Source organism: Pseudomonas sp. PKS (genome assembly GCF_051913525.1).
GTDB lineage: Bacteria > Pseudomonadota > Gammaproteobacteria > Pseudomonadales > Pseudomonadaceae > Aquipseudomonas > Aquipseudomonas guariconensis_D.
This window is the reverse complement of record NZ_JBEGDO010000014.1, coordinates 12815-32141: the sequence shown is the minus strand read 5'-3', so window position 1 is coordinate 32141 and position 19327 is coordinate 12815. Positions and strand designations below refer to the sequence as shown.

Annotated in this window: 21 protein-coding genes and 2 tRNA genes; 17 read left to right on the top strand and 6 right to left on the bottom strand. The window is 60.7% G+C overall.

Going from position 1 to position 19327, the window contains the following annotated elements; translation table 11 throughout:
* Positions 1–150: 150 nt before the first annotated feature.
* A tRNA-Met gene (locus ABOA88_RS15415) sits at positions 151–227 on the bottom strand.
* Between the two features lie 122 nt (positions 228–349).
* Positions 350–426 (bottom strand) — tRNA-Met (locus tag ABOA88_RS15410).
* 221 nt (positions 427–647) lie between these two features.
* Here ABOA88_RS15410 and dinB point away from each other — a divergent pair.
* Positions 648–1706, top strand: a complete 1059-nt coding sequence (gene dinB / locus ABOA88_RS15405) for a DNA polymerase IV (protein WP_367851478.1) — start codon at positions 648–650, stop codon at positions 1704–1706.
* Between the two features lie 36 nt (positions 1707–1742).
* Here the strand turns inward: dinB and ABOA88_RS15400 are convergent, their stop codons facing one another.
* The 3 genes from ABOA88_RS15400 to ABOA88_RS15390 form a co-directional block, all read right to left on the bottom strand.
* Complete coding sequence (locus ABOA88_RS15400; protein ID WP_367851477.1) at positions 1743–2696, bottom strand: hypothetical protein; 954 nt, start codon at positions 2694–2696, stop codon at positions 1743–1745.
* A gap of 18 nt (positions 2697–2714) precedes the next feature.
* Positions 2715–4430 carry a proline--tRNA ligase gene (locus ABOA88_RS15395; protein ID WP_196167545.1) on the bottom strand — a complete coding sequence of 572 codons (1716 nt, stop codon included), beginning with the start codon at positions 4428–4430 and terminating at the stop codon, positions 2715–2717.
* Between the two features lie 162 nt (positions 4431–4592).
* Positions 4593–5912, bottom strand: a complete 1320-nt coding sequence (locus tag ABOA88_RS15390; protein WP_196162718.1) for an OprD family porin — start codon at positions 5910–5912, stop codon at positions 4593–4595.
* A gap of 716 nt (positions 5913–6628) precedes the next feature.
* Here ABOA88_RS15390 and ABOA88_RS15385 point away from each other — a divergent pair.
* Together ABOA88_RS15385 and ABOA88_RS15380 are read left to right on the top strand one after the other, a co-directional pair.
* Positions 6629–7048, top strand: coding sequence for an HIT family protein (locus ABOA88_RS15385; protein ID WP_367851416.1), 420 nt, complete (start codon positions 6629–6631; stop codon positions 7046–7048).
* A 4-nt stretch (positions 7049–7052) separates the two neighbouring features.
* On the top strand, positions 7053–7259 hold the full coding sequence (locus tag ABOA88_RS15380; RefSeq protein WP_043209527.1) for a SlyX family protein: 207 nt from the start codon (positions 7053–7055) through the stop codon (positions 7257–7259).
* Positions 7260–7308: 49 nt separating this feature from the next.
* Here the strand turns inward: ABOA88_RS15380 and ABOA88_RS15375 are convergent, their stop codons facing one another.
* Positions 7309–7902, bottom strand: a complete 594-nt coding sequence (locus tag ABOA88_RS15375; protein ID WP_196167542.1) for a cold-shock protein — start codon at positions 7900–7902, stop codon at positions 7309–7311.
* Between the two features lie 266 nt (positions 7903–8168).
* On the opposite strand from ABOA88_RS15375, the gene ABOA88_RS15370 reads away from it, so the two are divergent.
* The 14 genes from ABOA88_RS15370 (at position 8169) to pal (ending at position 19321) form a co-directional block, all read left to right on the top strand.
* Positions 8169–8642, top strand: coding sequence for a Dps family protein (locus tag ABOA88_RS15370; protein ID WP_043209523.1), 474 nt, complete (start codon positions 8169–8171; stop codon positions 8640–8642).
* 168 nt (positions 8643–8810) lie between these two features.
* Positions 8811–9131 (top strand): ribbon-helix-helix domain-containing protein, encoded by a 321-nt coding sequence (locus tag ABOA88_RS15365; RefSeq protein WP_196167791.1) that lies wholly within the window; start codon positions 8811–8813, stop codon positions 9129–9131.
* 99 nt (positions 9132–9230) lie between these two features.
* Positions 9231–9452, top strand: a complete 222-nt coding sequence (locus tag ABOA88_RS15360) for an FmdB family zinc ribbon protein (RefSeq protein ID WP_043209521.1) — start codon at positions 9231–9233, stop codon at positions 9450–9452.
* Positions 9453–9546: 94 nt separating this feature from the next.
* Complete coding sequence (gene aspS, locus ABOA88_RS15355; RefSeq protein ID WP_196167541.1) at positions 9547–11322, top strand: aspartate--tRNA ligase; 1776 nt, start codon at positions 9547–9549, stop codon at positions 11320–11322.
* 109 nt (positions 11323–11431) lie between these two features.
* Positions 11432–12178: a YebC/PmpR family DNA-binding transcriptional regulator gene (locus ABOA88_RS15350; protein ID WP_196167540.1), complete on the top strand. Its 747-nt coding sequence runs from the start codon at positions 11432–11434 to the stop codon at positions 12176–12178.
* 182 nt (positions 12179–12360) lie between these two features.
* Complete coding sequence (ruvC, locus tag ABOA88_RS15345) at positions 12361–12885, top strand: crossover junction endodeoxyribonuclease RuvC (protein WP_196167539.1); 525 nt, start codon at positions 12361–12363, stop codon at positions 12883–12885.
* A gap of 108 nt (positions 12886–12993) precedes the next feature.
* A complete protein-coding gene (gene ruvA, locus ABOA88_RS15340) occupies positions 12994–13611 on the top strand; it encodes a Holliday junction branch migration protein RuvA (protein WP_070094202.1) in 618 nt (205 codons plus the stop codon).
* Entirely contained in the window at positions 13608–14651 is a 1044-nt protein-coding gene (gene ruvB, locus ABOA88_RS15335; RefSeq protein WP_070094201.1) for a Holliday junction branch migration DNA helicase RuvB, read from the top strand. The genes ruvA and ruvB overlap by 4 nt, the downstream gene beginning before the upstream one ends.
* Positions 14652–14776: 125 nt before the next feature.
* Positions 14777–15229 (top strand): tol-pal system-associated acyl-CoA thioesterase, encoded by a 453-nt coding sequence (gene ybgC / locus ABOA88_RS15330; protein WP_196162713.1) that lies wholly within the window; start codon positions 14777–14779, stop codon positions 15227–15229.
* Positions 15230–15231: 2 nt separating this feature from the next.
* Complete coding sequence (tolQ, locus tag ABOA88_RS15325) at positions 15232–15927, top strand: protein TolQ (RefSeq protein ID WP_043209509.1); 696 nt, start codon at positions 15232–15234, stop codon at positions 15925–15927.
* A 14-nt stretch (positions 15928–15941) separates the two neighbouring features.
* Complete coding sequence (gene tolR / locus ABOA88_RS15320; protein WP_133327890.1) at positions 15942–16394, top strand: protein TolR; 453 nt, start codon at positions 15942–15944, stop codon at positions 16392–16394.
* The gene (tolA, locus tag ABOA88_RS15315; RefSeq protein ID WP_043209507.1) at positions 16394–17470 is read left to right on the top strand and encodes a cell envelope integrity protein TolA; all 1077 of its coding nucleotides are present in this window, start codon (positions 16394–16396) and stop codon (positions 17468–17470) included. Before tolR ends, tolA begins: the two co-directional genes overlap by 1 nt.
* A gap of 26 nt (positions 17471–17496) precedes the next feature.
* Entirely contained in the window at positions 17497–18768 is a 1272-nt protein-coding gene (tolB, locus tag ABOA88_RS15310) for a Tol-Pal system beta propeller repeat protein TolB (RefSeq protein WP_043209564.1), read from the top strand.
* 52 nt (positions 18769–18820) lie between these two features.
* A complete protein-coding gene (gene pal / locus ABOA88_RS15305) occupies positions 18821–19321 on the top strand; it encodes a peptidoglycan-associated lipoprotein Pal (RefSeq protein WP_043209505.1) in 501 nt (166 codons plus the stop codon).
* Positions 19322–19327: the final 6 nt, after the last annotated feature.

Genomic DNA, 19327 nt, shown 5'->3' with positions numbered 1-19327 from the left:
CCTGCCCGGCCCGCTTTCAGCGGATTGGCAGGGTTAAAGATAGTTCATCCGGAGAGGCTCACCTGAGCAGGCGAAGCGGAGGAGTATTCACGAGGTCAAAAGCAACAAACCCCGCACTGCGTTAGCAGGCGGGGTTTGTTCTGACGAATATGGTTGCGGGAGCCGGATTTGAACCGACGACCTTCGGGTTATGAGCCCGACGAGCTACCAGGCTGCTCCATCCCGCGTCAGTGGATGCGCATTCTACGGAATTCCGAGTGGCTGTCAAGCATTACTCTTTGATTTTTCGTAGATTTTTTCAAAGGCAAGAAAAAAGGCCACTGTATCGACAGTGGCCTTTTTCTGAATCTGGTTGCGGGAGCCGGATTTGAACCGACGACCTTCGGGTTATGAGCCCGACGAGCTACCAGGCTGCTCCATCCCGCGCCTGTGAGATCGAATTCTACGGAAATCCCCAGCCATGTCAAGCGCTATTTCGGAAAAACCCTTTTTTGTTCAATCTCTTAGCGTTTGAACAAAGGCTGCAGCTCAGCAACGGCGGGGCTTGCATCGGATTGGACGGCTTTCCGACAGGGCGGCTCTGGAACACATGGCGACTCGCCGGTAGTATCTGTATGAATTTACAGTGCTGACGGTCATCCATGTCCTTGCGCAAGATCATCCACATCGACTGCGATTGCTTCTACGCCGCAATCGAAATGCGCGACGACCCGCGTTTGGCGGGGCGCCCGATGGCCGTGGGCGGGGCGCCTGAGCAGCGCGGGGTGATCGCGACCTGCAATTATGAGGCGCGTGCCTATGGCGTGCGATCGGCCATGTCGTCGCGTCATGCGCTCAAGCTCTGCCCAGATCTGTTGATCGTGAAGCCGCGTTTCGAGGCTTATCGCGAGGCCTCTCGGGAAATCCACGCTATTTTTCGCGACTACACCGACCTGATCGAGCCGCTGTCGCTGGACGAGGCCTACCTGGATGTCAGCGACAGCCAATGGTTCGCCGGCAGCGCCACGCGTATTGCCGAAGACATTCGCAGGCGAGTCGCTAGGACTCTGCACATCACTGTTTCGGCTGGCGTGGCGCCTAACAAGTTTTTGGCCAAGATCGCCAGCGACTGGCGCAAGCCCAATGGTTTGTTCGTGATCACTCCCGATCAGGTGGAAGCGTTCGTCGCAGCCTTGCCGGTCGCAAGGCTGCATGGCGTAGGCAAGGTCACCGCGGACAAACTGGCACGCCTGGGTATCGAAACGTGCCTAGAGCTGCGCGAATGGTCGCGTTTGGCCCTGGTGCGAGAGTTCGGCAGTTTTGGTGAGCGGTTATGGGGGCTGGCGCGGGGGATAGATGAACGAGTCGTACAAAATGACAGCCGGCGTCAGTCTGTAAGTGTTGAAAATACCTACGATACCGACTTGCCGGACTTGGCGAGCTGCCTGCAGAAACTGCCCGAACTGCTCGATAGCCTGAACGCGCGCATTGCTCGCATGGACAGCAGCTACCGGCCAGACAAACCGTTCGTGAAGGTGAAGTTTCATGACTTCAGCCAGACGACCCTGGAACAGGCAGGGGCTGGTCGTGATCTGGAGAGCTATCGTGAGTTGCTAAGCCAGGCATTTGCCAGGGGCGGCAAACCAGTGCGGCTTTTGGGCGTGGGGGTGCGACTGCGAGATCTGCGTGGGGCGCATGAGCAGTTGGAGCTCTTCCCGCCGCAGTGAGTGAAGGGGAGGGGCCGCGAGGCAGCCCCGCCGGGTTTACTGTACCCCAGGGTCGGCAACCAGTCGCCCGGTGTCCTTGGTCAGTGCTTGCAGGAAGTCCCGTTGCAGCTCCGGATCGTTGCGGGTCAGCTCGATCAGGCTTTGCTCCAGCTCGCTGGCTTCTTCTTCCAAGCCCAGCTCCGACAAGCGCTTGACCCGATGCACCCATTGGCCGACATCGTCGCCTTCGAGGTCATCGAAGATCAACTCGTGGGCTTCGAGCAGCTTGCTGCGCAGGTTGCTGCTGACCAGCAGGCTGGCATCGCCGCGTACACCATTGTCCTCGTCGGCTACATGCAGGTGCAGGGTGCCGATGTGGTTGAGGTTCTGCTCGGAGAAGGGGCTGTCGAGCAGGTTCAGGCGCAACACGCCGTTATGGTCGGTGGTCAGTTCGTGGGTCAGCTTGCCAGCCTTGACCTCGACCAGGCGTTCGCTCCAAGGCAGGCTGGTGTACTCCTCGCGCTTGTCCTTCTGCACTTCGCTGATCCCCGCCAGGTTCTGCTGTGCACGACCATTGGACGGCGCGTTCATGAACGGGTTGATCCCGGCCAGCCCGTAACTGAGCCAATCATGGGTAACGCTGTCCGGTAGATTGCCCAGGGCGAACACGTTGATCACGTTGGCGCCGACACCGGCCACCACGGCCACCGCACCCAGGGGAATCTCATAGATCTCTCGCCAGGGTTGGTAAGGGGTGTAGCGGTCGTAACGGCGGGTGACTTCGAACTCGGTGACTTCGAAGCGCTTCTGTTCGTGAATGCGTACGCGCCGCTGGGGAAGCTCCATCACCTTGGGCTCGCCCACGTCGATTTGCAGAGTATGTTCGAGCAGCTTGCGCTCGGCGCGCTCCTCATGCTCGCTGCGCTGGGACATCTGGTTGGCGCAGCCGCTGACGAGCAGGGCGCCGCACAGTGCGGCGCCCCCCAGGGTAAAGGTGCTTCTGGACATGATCACTCGTGCATTGGGCTATCAGCGACGGATGCGGGCTTGCAGGAAGGTCAGCACTTCGTTGAGTGCCAGAGGCTGGGCCTCTTGCTCGGTACGGTGCTTGTACTCCAGGTTACCCTCGGCCAGGCCGCGGTCGCTGACCACGATGCGGTGAGGGATACCGATCAGTTCCATATCAGCGAACTTGATGCCAGGGCTGGTCTTCTTGTCGCGGTCGTCCAGCAGGACTTCGTAACCGGCGGCGGTCAATTCGGCATACAGCTTGTCAGTGGCCTCGCGGACAGCATCGGTTTCGTAGCGCAGCGGTACCAGGGCGATCTGGAAGGGCGCCAGGGCATCGTTCCAGATGATGCCCTTGTCGTCATAGCTCTGCTCGATGGCGGCGGCGACCACGCGGGATACGCCGATGCCATAGCAGCCCATGGACAGGGTCACTGGCTTGCCGTTTTCGCCCAGCACCTGGCACTTGAGCGCCTCGCTGTACTTGGTGCCGAGCTGGAAGATGTGACCGACTTCGATGCCGCGCTTGATGACCAGGGTTCCCTGGCCGTCCGGGCTCGGGTCGCCCTCGACTACGTTACGCAGGTCGGCGACCTGAGGAACCGGCAAGTCACGTTCCCAGTTGACGCCGAAGTAGTGCTTGTCGTCGATGTTGGCGCCGATGCCGAAGTCGCTCATCAGGGCGACCGAGCGGTCGATGATGCATTCGAGTGGCAGGTTCAGCGGGCCCAGGGAGCCTGCGCCGGCACCGATGGCGGCGCGCAGCTCGGCGTCGGTGGCCATGACCAGTGGGTCGGCGACCTGTTCGAGCTTGGCGGCTTTGATTTCGTTCAGCTCATGGTCGCCACGGACCACGAGGGCGACCAGCTTGCCTTCCTCTGCGCCACGCACGATCAGGGTCTTGACGGTCTTTTCGATCGGCAGGCCGTAGTTCTCGACCAGTTGAGCGATGGTCTTGGCATCCGGGGTGTCGACCAGGCGCAGCTCCTCGGTAGGGGCTGGGCGCACGGTTTCGCGCGGGATGGCTTCGGCCTTCTCGATGTTGGCGGCGTAGTCGGAGCTGTCGCTGAAGATCACATCGTCTTCGCCGGACTCGGCCAAGACGTGGAATTCATGGGAATAGCTACCGCCGATGGAGCCGGTGTCTGCCTGCACAGGACGGAAGTCCAGGCCCAGGCGGGTGAAGATGTTTGTGTACGCCTGGTGCATGCGGTCGTAGGTTTCCTGCAGGGAAGCCTGGTCGGCATGGAAGGAGTAGGCGTCCTTCATGATGAACTCGCGGCCGCGCATCAGGCCGAAGCGCGGGCGGATTTCGTCACGGAACTTGGTCTGGATCTGGTACATGTTCAGCGGCAGCTGTTTATAGCTGGACAGCTCGTTGCGTGCCAGGTCAGTGATGACTTCTTCGTGAGTTGGGCCAACGCAGAAGTCGCGGTCATGGCGGTCTTTCAGGCGCAGCAGCTCAGGGCCGTATTGTTCCCAGCGGCCGGACTCCTGCCACAGCTCGGCGGGCTGGATGCTGGGCATTAGCACTTCCAGGGCGCCAGCGGCGTTCATTTCCTCGCGGACCACGGCTTCGACCTTGCGCATCACCCGCAGGCCCATCGGCAGCCAGGTGTACAGGCCGGAGGCCAGCTTGCGGATCATGCCGGCGCGCAGCATGAGCTGGTGGCTGATGACCACTGCATCGGCAGGGGTTTCTTTCTGGGTGGCGAGCAAATATTGACTGGTACGCATGGTGGGCCGTGTCGATTGCCTAAGACGTTGAAATGACCCCGCATTGTACGGGGGCGGAGCGAAGGCGTACAGGATGCCCCAGGGCGGGGCGCTTGTCAGCCAAGAAAAAGCCCGGCGTGATCGCCGGGCTTTTTCGGTGCGGGGCAAATGCAAGCCGGGGGCTTACAGGATGCTCAGCGGGTACTCGACGATCAGACGCAGTTCGTCCAGCGAGCCGGAGGAGATCTTGTCGGAGGAGCGGTAGGTCGCCTGGCGGACGCGGAAGCTCAGGTCCTTGGCAGGGCCTTCCTGCAGCACGTACTTGACGGAAACGTCGCGTTCCCATTCTTTGGCGTTGCTGGTATCGCCAACGTTCGCGTCGGTGCCGCGGACGTAGTTGACCATGAAGGTCAGGCCTGGGACGCCGTACTCGGCGAAGTTCAGGTCGTAGCGAGCCTGCCAGGACTTCTCGTCTTCGGCGTTGAAGTCGGAACGGGCAACGGAGTTGGCCAGGAAGATAGAGCCGCCGCCGTCGATGCCGTAGGCGTATTCGCCGTCGCCGCTGATCTTCTGGTAGGCCAGGGTGAAGGTATGCGCGCCAATATTGTAGGCACCGGAGAGGCTGTAGGCACGGTTGTCGAGCTTGTCGCCATCACGGGTGAAGCCGGAGCGATAAATCGCATCGCCAATACTCTTGGTGTCATAGATGTTGAAGTCGAACACCAGGCCTTGCGAGTCGGAGATCGGCAGCGCCCAGTTCAGGTTGCCGTAGTATTTGCGCCAGTAGTCCTCGACTCGAGAATAGTAGAGGCTGCTGCTCAGGTTGTCGGTGAAGGCATAAGTGCCGCCAACGACATCGGCCTTGGTCAGGCCAAAGCCCTGGCCGTCACCAACGCCATCGTTGATGCTGTCGTGGTAGGTGGCTGCCTGGGCGGTGATGCTGGTGAAGTGACCGGCTTGCAGGGTCAGGCCTTTGATTTCGTTGCTGGTGATCAAGGCGCCTTGGGCGACTTCGGGCAGCAGGCGGCTGTCGTCGGTCGCGAAGACCGGCATGGCGGTGAACTGGTCACCGACTTTCAGTACGGTGTCGGAAACGCGGAACTTAACCGCGCCGCCACCTTTGGAGTATTCGTCCTGGGAGCGATCATCGGAACCGGTTGGGAACAGGCCCGAGCCCGAATAGCCGCGGCCGCTGTCGAGCTTGATGCCCAGCATGCCGATGGCATCGACGCCCACGCCGACGGTTCCTTGGGTGAAGCCCGACTCGAAGGTGCCGACGAAGCCTTGGCCCCATTCGCGCACGTCATGGCGCAGACCCGCAGCCTTGTTCGCTGCCGACTCGCTGTCGCGGCGGTCACGGCTGAAGTACAGGTTACGCATCTTGACGGTCAGTTTGCTGTCGTCGACAAAGCCCTTGGCTTCGTCCTGCGAAGAGGCCACTGCCAACTGCGAGGTCCCTGCCGCAACGGCCAGGGCGATCATGCTCCACTTCATCACGCGCATCGTGATTTGCTCCTTTGGTTTTTAGGAAGTACCGCTACACCCTGGTCTTTTAGTTATAGGGCGAGCTCTTTCTTGTTATGTCGGCGAAAATGTATATCACGCTGACTCTTCTTGGCGACACTGAAAAAACAACCTTTAGGGAACTTTTTCAACATGTCGCGTTTGGCTATTTCCATGTCGCAAATTACGCCCAGTTTCGGGGCGTATAACGCCAGCGCTGTAACAATTCTGTAAACACACCTGGCTGGTGGAACAACCTGGGTATCCCTGCCGCTTTTTTATTTGTCCCGTGCACCGAGGTGCCTCGAGACTTGGTCGGATGGGAATGCAACAAGCGTGCTCAAAATCACGATTTGTTCATGAATTTTTCACAGTTCCTCTGGCAGGGGCGGAAAAGGTCCGTAAATACGGGGCGAAAAGCGTCTGATGGTGTGCCAAAACGTAGCGGCGCTTGCGGGGGAAAAGCTACCTTAAAAGTCAAGGTGTTACCGGAAACTGTTAATCCGCGCACAAAGCAGTGGGTGTGTTGCGCTGGCGGGCTCTTTTTTGGTGCGAAAAGTAGCGCAGTGTTACCGGGTTGTGCATACAAGTGCGCTTCTGGCCGAAAAACGCAGTACTGCCCGGTGGCATTTCATGCTGGCGGTGTTGAAGCAAGGTATCCTTCGCCCATCTCGCCCGCGCTTTGGCCGGGTCGTTTCGTCTTGAGGAGGTATGCCGTGTTCGTTCTGGATTCGCGTTTGCAGCAGGATTCCCTGGTGTTGGGAGATTTTCCGTTGTGTCGCTTGCTGTTGAGTAAGGATGCCAACTACCCCTGGTTCATCCTGGTGCCGCGGCGCGCCGATATCAGCGAACTGTTCCAGTTGAGCGAAGCCGACCAGCAGCAGCTCTGGAAGGAAACCACCTACCTGGCCGAGACACTCAAGGACAGTTTCGCTGCCGACAAGCTCAACGTCGCGACGTTGGGCAACGTGGTCAGTCAACTGCACATGCATGTAATCGTGCGTCGACGTGACGACGCGGCCTGGCCCGCGCCAGTGTGGGGGCGGGTGCCTGCCATCGAATACACAGCCGATCAGATCGACTCGATCCGTCAGCGTTTGCGGGTGCTGTTGAATGATGACTTCCGGGAGGTTTGAGGCTATGTCGTTGGAATCGCGAGTCATCGAGCTGGAAAGCCGTCAGGCGTTTCAGGACGACACCATTCAAGCGCTGAACGATGTGTTGGTCGAGCAGGGGCGGGTGATCGAGCGCCTGCAGCTGCAGATGGCTGAGCTGATCAAGCGTTACGAGGAAGTGGTGGGGCAGTACGGTGGCGAGGGGGAGCAGGCGCCGCCGCCTCATTATTAAGGAAGGCGACCCTGGCGCGGTGGAATCCGCTGCGCCAGGGTCCGTCGGGTCAGCGGCGGGAAACCGCGACCACATCTTCAGCCTGCAGGCCTTTGTCGCGGTGCATCACTGAAAACTCAACGCGCTGGCCTTCGACCAGAACGCGGTGGCCCTCGCCACGGATCGCGCGGAAATGCACGAAAATGTCGTCGCCCGAATCGCGAGAGATAAAGCCGAAGCCCTTGGAGGTGTTGAACCACTTCACTGTGCCGGTATCACGTTTGCCCGCATCTTGTGGGGTGCCTTGGCTGGCGCGGGGCTTTTTGAAGCTGCGGGCGAAGCCTGTGCCAAGGTGCAGTGCTACGGCCAAGGTGGCGCAGAGCAAGGCTGGCAGGTCGCCCAGCTCTGGGCGTGCCAGCAGGGTGATGGTCTGCAGGATCACCGCCAGCACCAGCAAGGCGCACGCCAGCGATTGCAGCTGTTGGCGGGCGCCTTTGTAGTAGAGCGGCAGCGCAGGTGCCAGCAGCAGGTTGAGCAGGCCGAGCAACGCCAGGTAGACGGCTTCAGGTTGCTCCAGGAACGGGGTTGCATCGGTTTTCAGGCTGGGTATGAGCGACAGCAGCAAAGCTGCTACGCCCGTCACCAGATGGACGATCTTGAACATTTGAGTGGGCTCACATTGATAAGGCCGATCACAGGAAGAGCTGGACGTGCGGTGCGCAGATACAAGGCGCGATCACGCAACTGGCCAGCCTATGCACCCGGCAATGACTGTCCGCACGGGTGGCACGGTGCCTATTTAACAGCAAAGGCAGGGGGTTCTCAAACCGTGGGGCGACGGCTTGTCCTGTGTCACGGGCAGGAGCGGGTGGGTCTGATACAGTTTGGGGTGCCCGCTTGATGACCAAGCCTTATGGAAAGGGGAGCTTCATGGCAATCGATATCGGTATCAATGAAGAAGATCGCAAGTCCATCGTCGATGGGCTTTCCCGCCTGTTATCGGATACCTATGTGCTGTATCTGAAAACCCATAACTTTCACTGGAACGTCACCGGCCCTGCGTTCCGCACCCTGCACCTGATGTTCGAAGAGCAGTACAACGAGCTGGCCCTGGCGGTCGACTCGATCGCCGAGCGCATTCGTGCGCTGGGCTTCCCGGCACCAGGGTCCTATGCCTTCTATGCGCGTCACTCGTCAATCAAGGAAGAAGAAGGCGTGCCGCCCGCCGAAGAGATGATCCGTCAGTTGGTTCAGGGGCAGGAGGCAGTGGTACGCACGGCGCGTAGCATTTTCCCGGTCGTCGACAAGGTCAGCGATGAGCCGACCGCCGACCTGCTGACCCAGCGCATGCAGATCCATGAAAAAACCGCCTGGATGCTGCGGGTATTGCTGGAGGAAAAGTGATCTTTAGTTTGTAGGCTCTATCGGCCCGACCCTGTCCAGGTGCGGGCCTTTTGTTTCGCCCGGAAGGTTTTGCCACTGCTTTGAAGGCCCTCACAGCGCTTTATTGATCTGCCCGGTCGTGCATGGGTGCGAGGGGATTTTTCCAGACAATGGAGTGGTGTGGTGGAAATGACGCAACAAGGCAGGCGAGGCGCTTGCCAGGGAAAATGGCCGGGCAAGCAGTGCATTGACCCGTTTCGGGCAGATTTTGACATGATGCAGGTTCGACCGGTCTCCCGCTCGGTCCGGCTCAATGGCTTTGCCACCTGCCTGCGGCTGGAGGTGGTCTACTGGCGTATTCTCGAGCGCATCGCCCAGGCCAACCAGTGCACGGTAAGCGCCGTGCTGTCCTACGTGGATCGGGAGGTCCACTTGCGTCACGGTGGGGTTCGCAACTTCAGTGGGCTGATTCGGGTGATCTGCGTGGCCTGGCTGCTCGATCCACCCTGAGTACGCTGATCGCCGGGCGGGCTGCGCAGCTCTTCTTAACCATATATAATCCCGCCTTTTACTGCCCCGGCAGCGTTGTGGTTGACGAGAGACACCCCCATGCCCCTTTATGACTATCAATGTGCGTCCTGCGATCACAGGATGGAGGTATTGCAGAAGATCAGCGCCGCACCACTGACCGACTGCCCGGCGTGCCAGGCTCCAGCCCTGAAGAAGCTGTTGTCGGTGCCCGGTTTCCGCCTGAGCGGCAACGGCTGGTACGAGACCGATTTCAAGACCGGGGCGAAGAAGAACCTGGCAGGCGGCGACAAGGCCGACTGAGTTGAATTGCAGTGACCGGGTCTTGCAGTATTAGCCCCTTGGGCGGCCAAGACCTCCACCGAATACACGAATCACGAGAAGCGAAACCACCATCATGATGCGCAGCCATTATTGCGGCCAACTGAACGAGAGCCTGGACGGCCAGGAAGTCACCCTTTGCGGCTGGGTCCATCGTCGCCGCGACCACGGCGGGGTGATCTTCCTCGATATCCGTGACCGCGAAGGCATGGCCCAGGTCGTATTCGACCCGGATCGCGCCGAGACTTTCGCCGCTGCCGACCGTGTGCGCAGCGAGTATGTCGTGCAGATCACCGGCAAGGTGCGCCTGCGCCCGGCTGGCGCGGTCAACCCGAACATGGCGTCCGGCGGTATCGAAGTGCTGGGCTATGAGCTCAAGGTGCTCAACGAGGCGGAAACCCCACCCTTCCCGCTGAACGAATATTCCGATGTGGGCGAGGAAACCCGCCTGCGCTACCGTTTCATCGACCTGCGCCGCCCGGAAATGGCCGACAAGCTGCGTCTGCGCTCGCGCATCACCAGCAGCATCCGTCGCTACCTGGACGAGAACGGCTTCCTCGACGTCGAGACGCCGATCCTGACCCGCGCCACGCCGGAAGGCGCGCGCGACTATCTGGTCCCGAGCCGTACCCACGCTGGCAGCTTCTTCGCCCTGCCGCAGTCGCCGCAGCTGTTCAAGCAGTTGCTGATGGTCGCCGGCTTCGATCGCTACTACCAGATCGCCAAGTGCTTCCGTGACGAGGACCTGCGTGCCGACCGTCAGCCGGAATTCACCCAGATCGACATCGAGACCAGCTTCCTCGACGAAGCCGAGATCATGGGCCTGACCGAAGGCATGATCCGCAAGCTGTTCAAGGAAGTCCTGGACCTGGAGTTCGGCGAATTCCCGCACATGACCTACGAAGAGGCCATGCGTCGCTACGGTTCCGACAAGCCTGACCTGCGTATTCCGCTGGAACTGGTCGATGTTGCCGACCAACTCAAGGACGTGGATTTCAAGGTCTTTGCAGGCCCGGCCAACGATCCGAAGTGCCGCGTCACCGCTCTGCGTCTGCCGGGCGGAGCCAGCATGCCGCGCAGCCGCATCGACGAATACACCAAGTTCGTCGGCATCTACGGCGCCAAGGGCCTGGCCTACATCAAGGTCAACGAGCGCGCCAAGGGCGTCGAGGGTCTGCAGTCGCCGATCGTCAAGAACATCCCTGAAGCCAACCTGAACGTGATCCTTGATCGCGTTGGCGCCGTCGATGGTGACATCGTCTTCTTCGGCGCCGACAAGGCCAAGATCGTCAGCGAAGCCTTGGGCGCGCTGCGTATCCGCCTGGGCCACGACTTCGAGCTGCTGACCTGCGAGTGGGCACCGATGTGGGTTGTCGACTTCCCGATGTTCGAAGAAAACGACGATGGCAGCTTCAGCGCGCTGCACCACCCGTTCACCGCGCCCAAGTGCTCGCCTGAAGAGCTCGAGGCCAACCCGGGTGTCGCGCTGTCGCGTGCCTATGACATGGTCCTCAACGGCACTGAGCTCGGTGGCGGCTCGATCCGTATCCACCGCAAGGAAATGCAACAGGCGGTCTTCCGTCTGCTGGGCATCGGTGCCGAAGAGCAGCAGGAGAAGTTCGGCTTCCTGCTCGACGCCCTGAAGTTCGGTGCACCACCTCACGGTGGCCTGGCCTTCGGCTTGGACCGCCTGGTCATGCTGATGACCGGCGCCCAGTCGATCCGTGAAGTGATCGCGTTCCCGAAAACCCAGAGTGCCGCGTGCGTCATGACCCAGGCTCCAGGTCTGGTGGATGCCAAGGCCCTGCGCGAGCTGCACATCCGTCTGCGTGAGCAGACCAAGGTCGAGTAATCGACCTGGGTGCTTCCCTGGCGGAAGCGCCCACGCGCTTCGGCGCAGTTTTCTCGCGTTCCGCCCTTCGGGGCGGAACCTGTTTCTGTTTCAAGGATTCGGAGTCGTTATGGCTGGTCATTCCAAGTGGGCAAACATCAAGCACCGCAAAGAGCGCCAGGATGCCAAGAGAGGCAAGATCTTCACCAAGTGGATCCGCGAACTGACTGTCGCAGCCAAGCAGGGTGGGCCTGACCCGGCTTCCAACCCGCGTTTGCGCCTGGCCCTGGACAAGGCCCTGGGTGCCAACATGAGCCGCGACATTATCGACCGCGCCGTGGCGCGTGGTGCGGGCACCAACGAAAGCGACAATGTCGAGGAGCTGAGCTACGAAGGCTACGGTCCTGGTGGCGTGGCGATCATGGTCGAGGCCATGACCGACAACCGCAACCGCACCGCAGCGGCTGTACGCCATGCATTCACCAAGTGTGGCGGCAACCTCGGTACCGACGGTTCCGTTGCCTATCTGTTCGAGCGCAAGGGACAGATCAGCTTTGCTCCGGGCCTGGACGAAGACACCCTCATGGAAGCCGCCATGGAGGCTGATGCCGACGATGTGGTCGCCAATGACGATGGCTCCTTCGATGTCTTCACTTCGTTCAATAGCTTCTATGCCGTGCGTAACGCCCTGGAAGAAGCCGGCTTCAAGGCCGCCGACGCGGAGATCGTGATGCAGCCGACCACCAGTGCCGAGCTGGATCAGGAGGGGGCGGAGAAAGTGCTCAAGCTGATCGACATGCTCGAAGATCTGGACGATGTGCAAAACGTCTACTCCAACGCCGAAATTTCCGACGAGATCATGGAGAAGCTCGCCTAAGGTGTTCGGGCGACCCCTACCAGCTCTGTAAGCTTGTCAGCGCCTGTACGGGCTTTGTGGATAAACCCGCTCCCACCGGCATGGCTCCGCAATCAAGACCGGTGCCATGCCGGTGGGAGCGGGTTTACCCGCGAAAGGGCCGATGCAGTTCGCAAACATGCCACCTTTCAATGACAGGCCCTATGACTCTGATTCTTGGTATCGACCCCGGTTCGCGCATCACAGGTTTCGGTGTGGTGCGTCAGACGGCCCGCGGCTGCGAGTATGTGGCGTCTGGCTGTATCCGCACAGGCAGTGGCGAATTGCACGAGCGGCTGCAGATCGTGTTCCGTGGGGTGAGTGAGATCATCCGCCAGCACGGGCCGGTGACCATGGGCATCGAGCGGGTATTCATGGCGCGCAACGCCGATTCGGCTCTCAAGCTCGGGCAGGCTCGAGGCGCGGCGATCGTCGCGGCCGCCGAGGCGGGTCTTGAAATTGCCGAATACAGTGCCAGTCAGGTCAAGCAGGCCGTTGCCGGGACTGGTGGCGCCAACAAGGAGCAGGTGATGCTGATGGTCATGCACCTGTTGAAGCTGACGCAAAAGCCGCAGGTGGATGCCTCCGACGCCCTGGCCATTGCGCTGTGTCATGCCCATACCCGCTCCAGCCTCATCCCTCATGGATTGACCACAGCCCGGCGACGCGGTGGACGCTTGCGTCTGTAGCCGCTTCATGCGCTGATACATATTTTGTGTGGGGGGAACAGTCTCCCACTGCATTTGCTGATAGGGTGGACCGGTTTCTGGCCGGCACCCGAAGGAAAGGATCGGAACGTGATTGGACGTTTGCGCGGCACCCTGGCGGAAAAACAGCCGCCGCACCTGATAGTCGATGTCAATGGCCTGGGCTATGAGCTGGAGGTGCCAATGACTACCTTGTACCGGTTGCCGAAAGTCGGTGAGCCGGTCACCCTGCACACCCATCTGGTGGTGCGTGAGGATGCCCATCTACTCTATGGCTTTGCCGAAAAGCGCGAGCGTGAACTGTTTCGCGAGCTCATCCGCCTCAATGGGGTAGGGCCGAAGCTCGCCCTGGCGCTGATGTCGGGCCTAGAGGTCGATGAGTTGGTGCGCTGTGTACAGGCCCAGGACGCCTCGGCGTTGGTGCGTGTACCAGGGGTTGGCAAGAAGACCGCCGAACGCCTGCTGGTGGAGCTCAAGGATCGCTTCAAGGCGTGGGAAACCTCCCCCGCAATGTTCACCCTTGTCTCTGATGGTCCAATGCCCGTAAGCAGCGCCTCCAATGCGGAGGCCGATGCGGTCAGCGCCTTGATTTCCCTGGGCTACAAGCCCCAGGAGGCCAGCAAGGCGGTGGCGGCCATCGAGGGCAAGAGCGGTCTGAGCAGCGAGGAGCTGATTCGCCGCAGCCTTAAAGGAATGATCGCCAAGTGATCGAAACCGACCGACTGATCGCCGCCAGTGGCCGCGACCGCGAAGAAATCCAGGATCGTGCGATCCGCCCTCTGAGCCTGGACGAGTACATCGGCCAGCCGGTGGTGCGCGAGCAGATGGCATTGTTCATCCAGGCGGCCCGCGGTCGCAACGAATCCCTCGATCATACCTTGATCTTCGGCCCGCCGGGCTTGGGCAAGACCACCCTAGCCAACATCATCGCCCAGGAAATGGGCGTGTCGGTCAAGAGTACTTCGGGGCCCATCCTGGAACGTCCGGGCGACCTGGCCGCGATGTTGACCAACCTGGAGCCCCATGACGTGCTGTTCATCGACGAGATTCATCGGCTGTCGCCGGTCGTCGAGGAGGTGCTCTATCCAGCGATGGAGGACTTCCAGCTGGACATCATGATCGGCGAGGGCCCGGCGGCGCGTTCAATCAAGCTCGACCTGCCACCGTTCACCCTGGTCGGTGCCACTACCCGTGCTGGCATGCTGACCAACCCGCTGCGCGACCGCTTCGGCATCGTCCAGCGCCTGGAGTTCTACAGCAACAAGGATCTGGCGACCATCGTCAGCCGCTCGGCCAACATCCTCGGGTTGTCCATCGAGGACCAGGGGGCCTACGAGATCGCCCGTCGTGCCCGCGGCACGCCGCGTATCGCCAACCGCTTGCTGCGACGCGTGCGCGATTATGCCGAGGTGCGTGGCAAGGGGCAGATCACCAAGGCCGTGGCAGACATGGCACTGAACCTGCTGGATGTCGATGAACGTGGCTTCGACCACTCCGATCGCCGTTTGCTGCTGACCATGATCGAGAAGTTCGACGGTGGCCCTGTGGGGGTCGACAACCTGGCCGCGGCCATCAGCGAGGAGCGACACACCATCGAGGACGTGCTCGAGCCATACCTGATCCAGCAGGGCTACATCATGCGCACGCCACGCGGGCGCGTGGTCACTCGTCATGCCTACCTGCATTTTGGCCTGAACATTCCAGGGCGCTTCGCCGAAGGCGGAGAATTCTCCGATCCCGATGAATGACAGATCGAATCATGGTTTTCGTGGTCCTACCGCTGGCACGCTCTCGGCGCGCTGGCAATAAGACATTATCGATGCAAAAACAGTTGCCAGGGCGGATTGGCAAGCTGAGGAGTAAGCACTAGAGTATGCGCGCGCAAAATGGCCTGGAACCGTTCGCTCACCGCTGTCGCGTCTATTACGAGGACACCGACGCCGGTGGCGTGGTGTATTACGTCAACTATCTGAAATTCATGGAGCGGGCGCGTACCGAGCGGCTGCGGCACCTGGGGTTTTCCCAGTCCGAGCTTGCCGGCCAGAACCTGTTGTTCGTGGTCCATTCCAGCGAAGCGCGTTATCACGCGCCGGCGCGGTTGGACGACCAATTGCGGGTGACCGCGCAAGTGCTTGAATTGAACCGCGCCAGCCTGCGCTTCGTGCAGCAGGTCTGGCGGGAAAAGGATGAAACACTGCTCTGCGAAGGGCAGTTCCTGGTGGCCGCCGTGCGCGCCGACACTTTCAAACCCCGGGCCATTCCCCCAGAACTGCGCGACGCCTTCCTGGCGGACGGCACGGGTACTCAATCGAACGCAGGAGAATAAGCGTGGAAGCTAACGTCGTCGACCATACCTCCATGTGGAGTCTGGTCAGCAATGCCAGTGTAGTGGTACAGCTGGTCATGCTGACCTTGGTGGCCGCTTCGGTCACTTCATGGATCATGATCTTCCAGCGCAGCACCATGCTGCGCGCCGGTCGTCGTGCGCTCGATGCCTTCGAGGAGCGCTTCTGGTCGGGCATCGACCTGTCCAAGCTGTATCGTCAGGCAGGCAGCAATCCAGATCCGGACTCGGGCGTGGAGCAGGTGTTCCGTGCCGGCTTCAAGGAGTTCTCGCGCTTGCGCCAGCAGCCGGGCGTCGATCCAGATGCGGTCATGGAAGGCGTCGGGCGTGCCATGCGCGTGGCCATCTCCCGTGAGGAAGAAAAGCTCGAGCAGAGCCTGCCGTTCCTTGCCACTGTCGGCTCCACCAGTCCGTACATCGGCCTGTTCGGGACCGTCTGGGGCATCATGAACTCCTTCCGCGGTTTGGCTTCGGCCCAGCAGGCGACCCTGGCCACCGTGGCCCCGGGCATCGCCGAGGCACTGATCGCCACTGCGATCGGCCTGTTCGCCGCGATCCCGGCGGTCATTGCCTACAACCGTTTCTCCGCCCGCAGCGAAGTGCTGATCGGTCGTTACTACACGTTCGCCGACGAGTTCCAGGCAATCCTGCACCGCAAAGTGCACACCAGCGAAGAGTAATCAGGTAGAAGCCCATGGCCCGAGTTCGCCAAAAACGCAAGCCGGTCGCCGAGATGAACGTGGTGCCCTACATCGACGTGATGCTGGTGCTGCTGGTCATCTTCATGGTGACTGCCCCCATGCTCAACCAGGGCGTGAAGGTCGACCTGCCCAAGGTTTCCAGCGAAGCCTTGCCCCAGGACAACAACGTTCAGATCCTGACCATCTCGATCAAGGCCGACAAGACCTACTACTGGAACCTCGGCAGCGAAGTCGATACCGACAAGCAGATGGACAAGGCCATGACCTTGCCGGAAATGACCAGCGCGGTGACCAAGATCATTGCCGCCGGTCGCGACCAGGGCAAGCAGACCCAGGTCTTCATTCGTGGCGACAAGGCCGTCGACTATGGCGCGGTCATGGGTGCCATGGGCGGGTTGCAGAAGGCCGGTGTCGGTAACGTTGGCCTGATTACCGAGGCGCCCTGATGCAACAGCGAGAGCCATCCGCCTCGGAAAGCTACTTCTGGCCCACTGTCTGGGCCATCGGACTGCACGTTCTGGTGTTCGCGATGCTGTTCGTCAGCTTCGCCATGACGCCTGAGCTGCCGCCGTCCAAGCCGATCGTCCAGGCTACGCTCTATCAGCTCAAATCCAAGAGTCAGGCGACCACCCAGACCAATCAGAAGATTGCCGGGGAAGCGAAGAAAACCGCTTCGCGCCAGACCGAGGTCGAGCAACTGGAGCAGAAGAAGGTCGAGCAGGAAGCGGTGAAGGCCGCGGAACAAAAGAAAGCCGACGCCGCTCAAAAGGCCGAGGAGGCTCGCGAAGCCGCCGAGGCGAAGAAGGCCGAGGAGGCCGCCAAAGCTGCTGAAGCCAAGAAGGCTGCCGAGGCCAAGAAAGCCGAGGAGGCGAAAAAGGCCGCTGAGAAGCAGCAGGCTGATATCGCCAAGAAGAAAGCCGAGGAAGAGGCCAAGAAGAAAGCAGAGGAAGAAGCCAAGAAACAGGCTGCCGAGGAGGCTAAGAAGAAAGCCGCCGAAGAGGCCAAGAAGAAAGCAGCCGAGGACGCCAAGAAGAAAGCGGCGGCCGAGGAAGCGAAGAAGAAGGCAGCCGAAGACGCCAAGAAGAAGGCGGCTGCGGATGCCCAGAAGAAAAAGGCGCAGGAAGCGGCCCGCAAGGCGGCAGAAGACAAGAAAGCCCAGGCCCTGGCCGAGCTGTTGTCCGATACCACTGAGCGGCAGCAGGCCCTGGCCGATGAGCGTGGCGATGAAGTGGCCGGCGATTTCGACGACCTGATTCGCTTGCGAGCAGCCGAAGGGTGGGCGCGTCCGCCGTCCGCACGCAGGGGCATGACGGTAGTCCTGCAGATCAACATGCTGCCCGATGGCACCATCACCAACGTCAGCGTGGCGCGCTCCAGTGGCGACGGTCCGTTCGACAGCTCGGCGGTGGCAGCGGTGAAGAACATTGGTCGTCTGACCGAGATGCAGGGCTTGAAGCCGAACGAGTTCAATCCGTACCGTTCATTCAAGATGACATTTACACCTGAGGATCTAGCGTTGTGATTAAACGTCTGAAAGGACTGCTGGTCATGCTCTGCTGCGTGGCAGGTATGGCCGTGGCAGAGGAAAAGAACATCCTGGTCACCAGCGGCAGCGATCGGGCGACTCCGATCGCAGTAGTGCCGTTCGGTTTGCAGGGTGGCAGCGTGTTGCCGGAGGACATGGCCGAGATCATTGGCAATGACCTGCGCAACTCCGGCTACTATTCGCCCATCCCACGGCAGAACATGATCAGCCAGCCGACCCAGGCCAGCGAAGTCATCTTCCGTGACTGGAAAGCCCTGGGTGCCCAGTACGTGATGGTTGGTAGCATCGTGCCTTCCGGCGGTCGCCTGCAGGTGCAGTACGCCCTGTTCAACGTGGCCACCGAACAGCAGGTGCTGACCGGCAGCGTTGCCGGCGGCGTCGACCAACTGCGCGACATGTCGCACTACATCGCCGACCAGTCGTTCGAGAAGCTCACCGGCATCAAGGGTGCATTCTCCACCCGCATGTTGTACGTGACTGCCGAGCGCTTCTCCGCCAACAACACCCGTTACACCTTGCAGCGTTCGGACTATGACGGTGCTCGCGCCGTTACCCTGCTGCAATCGCGTGAGCCGATCCTGTCGCCGCGTTTCGCACCGGACGGCAAGCGTATTGCCTACGTCTCGTTCGAGCAGAAGCGCCCGCGCATCTTCGTTCAGCACATCGATACCGGTCGCCGTGAGCAGATCACCAACTTCGAAGGCCTCAACGGCGCTCCAGCCTGGTCGCCGGATGGTTCGCGTCTTGCCTTCGTGCTGTCCAAGGACGGCAACCCGGACATCTACGTGATGAACATGGGGTCGCGCCAGATCAGCCGTGTAACCGCAGGCCCAGGCATCAACACCGAGCCGTTCTGGGGCAAGGATGGTAATACCCTGTACTTCACCTCCGACCGGGGCGGCAAGCCGCAGGTCTACAAGACATCGGTCAGTGGCGGTGGCGCCGAGCGTGTAACGTTCGTGGGTAACTACAATGCCAACCCGAAACTGTCGGCGGACGAAAAGACCCTGGTGATGATCCATCGCCAACAGGGCTTCACCAACTTCAAAGTGGCTGCCCAGGATTTGCAGCGCGGAAGTGTAAAGATTCTGTCGGACACCAGTCTTGATGAGTCTCCCACTGTCGCGCCAAACGGCACCATGCTAATCTACGCCACCCGCCAGCAGGGCCGGGGAGTCTTGATGCTCGTCTCTCTCAATGGACGCGTGAGGCTCCCGCTTCCTACCGCTCAAGGCGAAGTCAGAGAACCGTCCTGGTCCCCTTACCTGAACTGATGCGGCGTAATACTTTTGCTTAACACACTGGGGTTTCATTAGGAGTTTCACGATGGAAATGCTGAAGTTTGGTAAATTCGCTGCGCTGGCTCTGGCCATGGCCGTAGCTGTAGGTTGCTCCTCCAAGGGCGGTGACAACGCTGGCGAAGGCGCCGCTGTTGATCCTAACGCTGGCTACGGTGCCAACACTGGTGCTGTCGACGGCAGCCTGAGCGAAGAAGCCGCCCTGCGCGCAATCACCACCTTCTACTTCGAATACGACAGCTCGGACCTGAAGCCAGAAGCCATGCGCGCTCTGGACGTTCACGCCAAGGACCTGAAAGCCAACGGCAACCGTGTTGTTCTGGAAGGCCACACCGACGAGCGCGGTACTCGCGAGTACAACATGGCTCTGGGCGAGCGTCGTGCCAAGGCCGTTCAACGCTACCTGGTTCTGCAGGGCGTTTCCCCTGCTCAGCTGGAACTGGTTTCCTACGGCGAAGAGCGTCCAGTTGCCACCGGCAACGACGAGCAGTCCTGGGCTCAGAACCGTCGCGTAGAACTGCGTAAGTAAGTTCTT

Coding starts and splice junctions, on each gene's coding strand:
- pal (WP_043209505.1), top strand. CDS start 18,821: ATGGAAATGCTGAAGTTTGGTAAATTCGCTGCGCTGGCTCTGGCCATG.
- ABOA88_RS15375 (WP_196167542.1), bottom strand. CDS start 7,902: ATGTTCAAGATCGTCCATCTGGTGACGGGCGTAGCAGCTTTGCTGCTG.
- ybgC (WP_196162713.1), top strand. CDS start 14,777: ATGCGCGCGCAAAATGGCCTGGAACCGTTCGCTCACCGCTGTCGCGTC.
- ABOA88_RS15390 (WP_196162718.1), bottom strand. CDS start 5,912: ATGCGCGTGATGAAGTGGAGCATGATCGCCCTGGCCGTTGCGGCAGGG.
- tolB (WP_043209564.1), top strand. CDS start 17,497: ATGCTCTGCTGCGTGGCAGGTATGGCCGTGGCAGAGGAAAAGAACATC.
- ABOA88_RS15365 (WP_196167791.1), top strand. CDS start 8,811: ATGACGCAACAAGGCAGGCGAGGCGCTTGCCAGGGAAAATGGCCGGGC.
- ABOA88_RS15395 (WP_196167545.1), bottom strand. CDS start 4,430: ATGCGTACCAGTCAATATTTGCTCGCCACCCAGAAAGAAACCCCTGCC.
- ABOA88_RS15370 (WP_043209523.1), top strand. CDS start 8,169: ATGGCAATCGATATCGGTATCAATGAAGAAGATCGCAAGTCCATCGTC.
- ABOA88_RS15350 (WP_196167540.1), top strand. CDS start 11,432: ATGGCTGGTCATTCCAAGTGGGCAAACATCAAGCACCGCAAAGAGCGC.
- ABOA88_RS15360 (WP_043209521.1), top strand. CDS start 9,231: ATGCCCCTTTATGACTATCAATGTGCGTCCTGCGATCACAGGATGGAG.
- aspS (WP_196167541.1), top strand. CDS start 9,547: ATGATGCGCAGCCATTATTGCGGCCAACTGAACGAGAGCCTGGACGGC.
- ruvC (WP_196167539.1), top strand. CDS start 12,361: ATGACTCTGATTCTTGGTATCGACCCCGGTTCGCGCATCACAGGTTTC.
- tolA (WP_043209507.1), top strand. CDS start 16,394: ATGCAACAGCGAGAGCCATCCGCCTCGGAAAGCTACTTCTGGCCCACT.
- ABOA88_RS15380 (WP_043209527.1), top strand. CDS start 7,053: ATGTCGTTGGAATCGCGAGTCATCGAGCTGGAAAGCCGTCAGGCGTTT.
- tolR (WP_133327890.1), top strand. CDS start 15,942: ATGGCCCGAGTTCGCCAAAAACGCAAGCCGGTCGCCGAGATGAACGTG.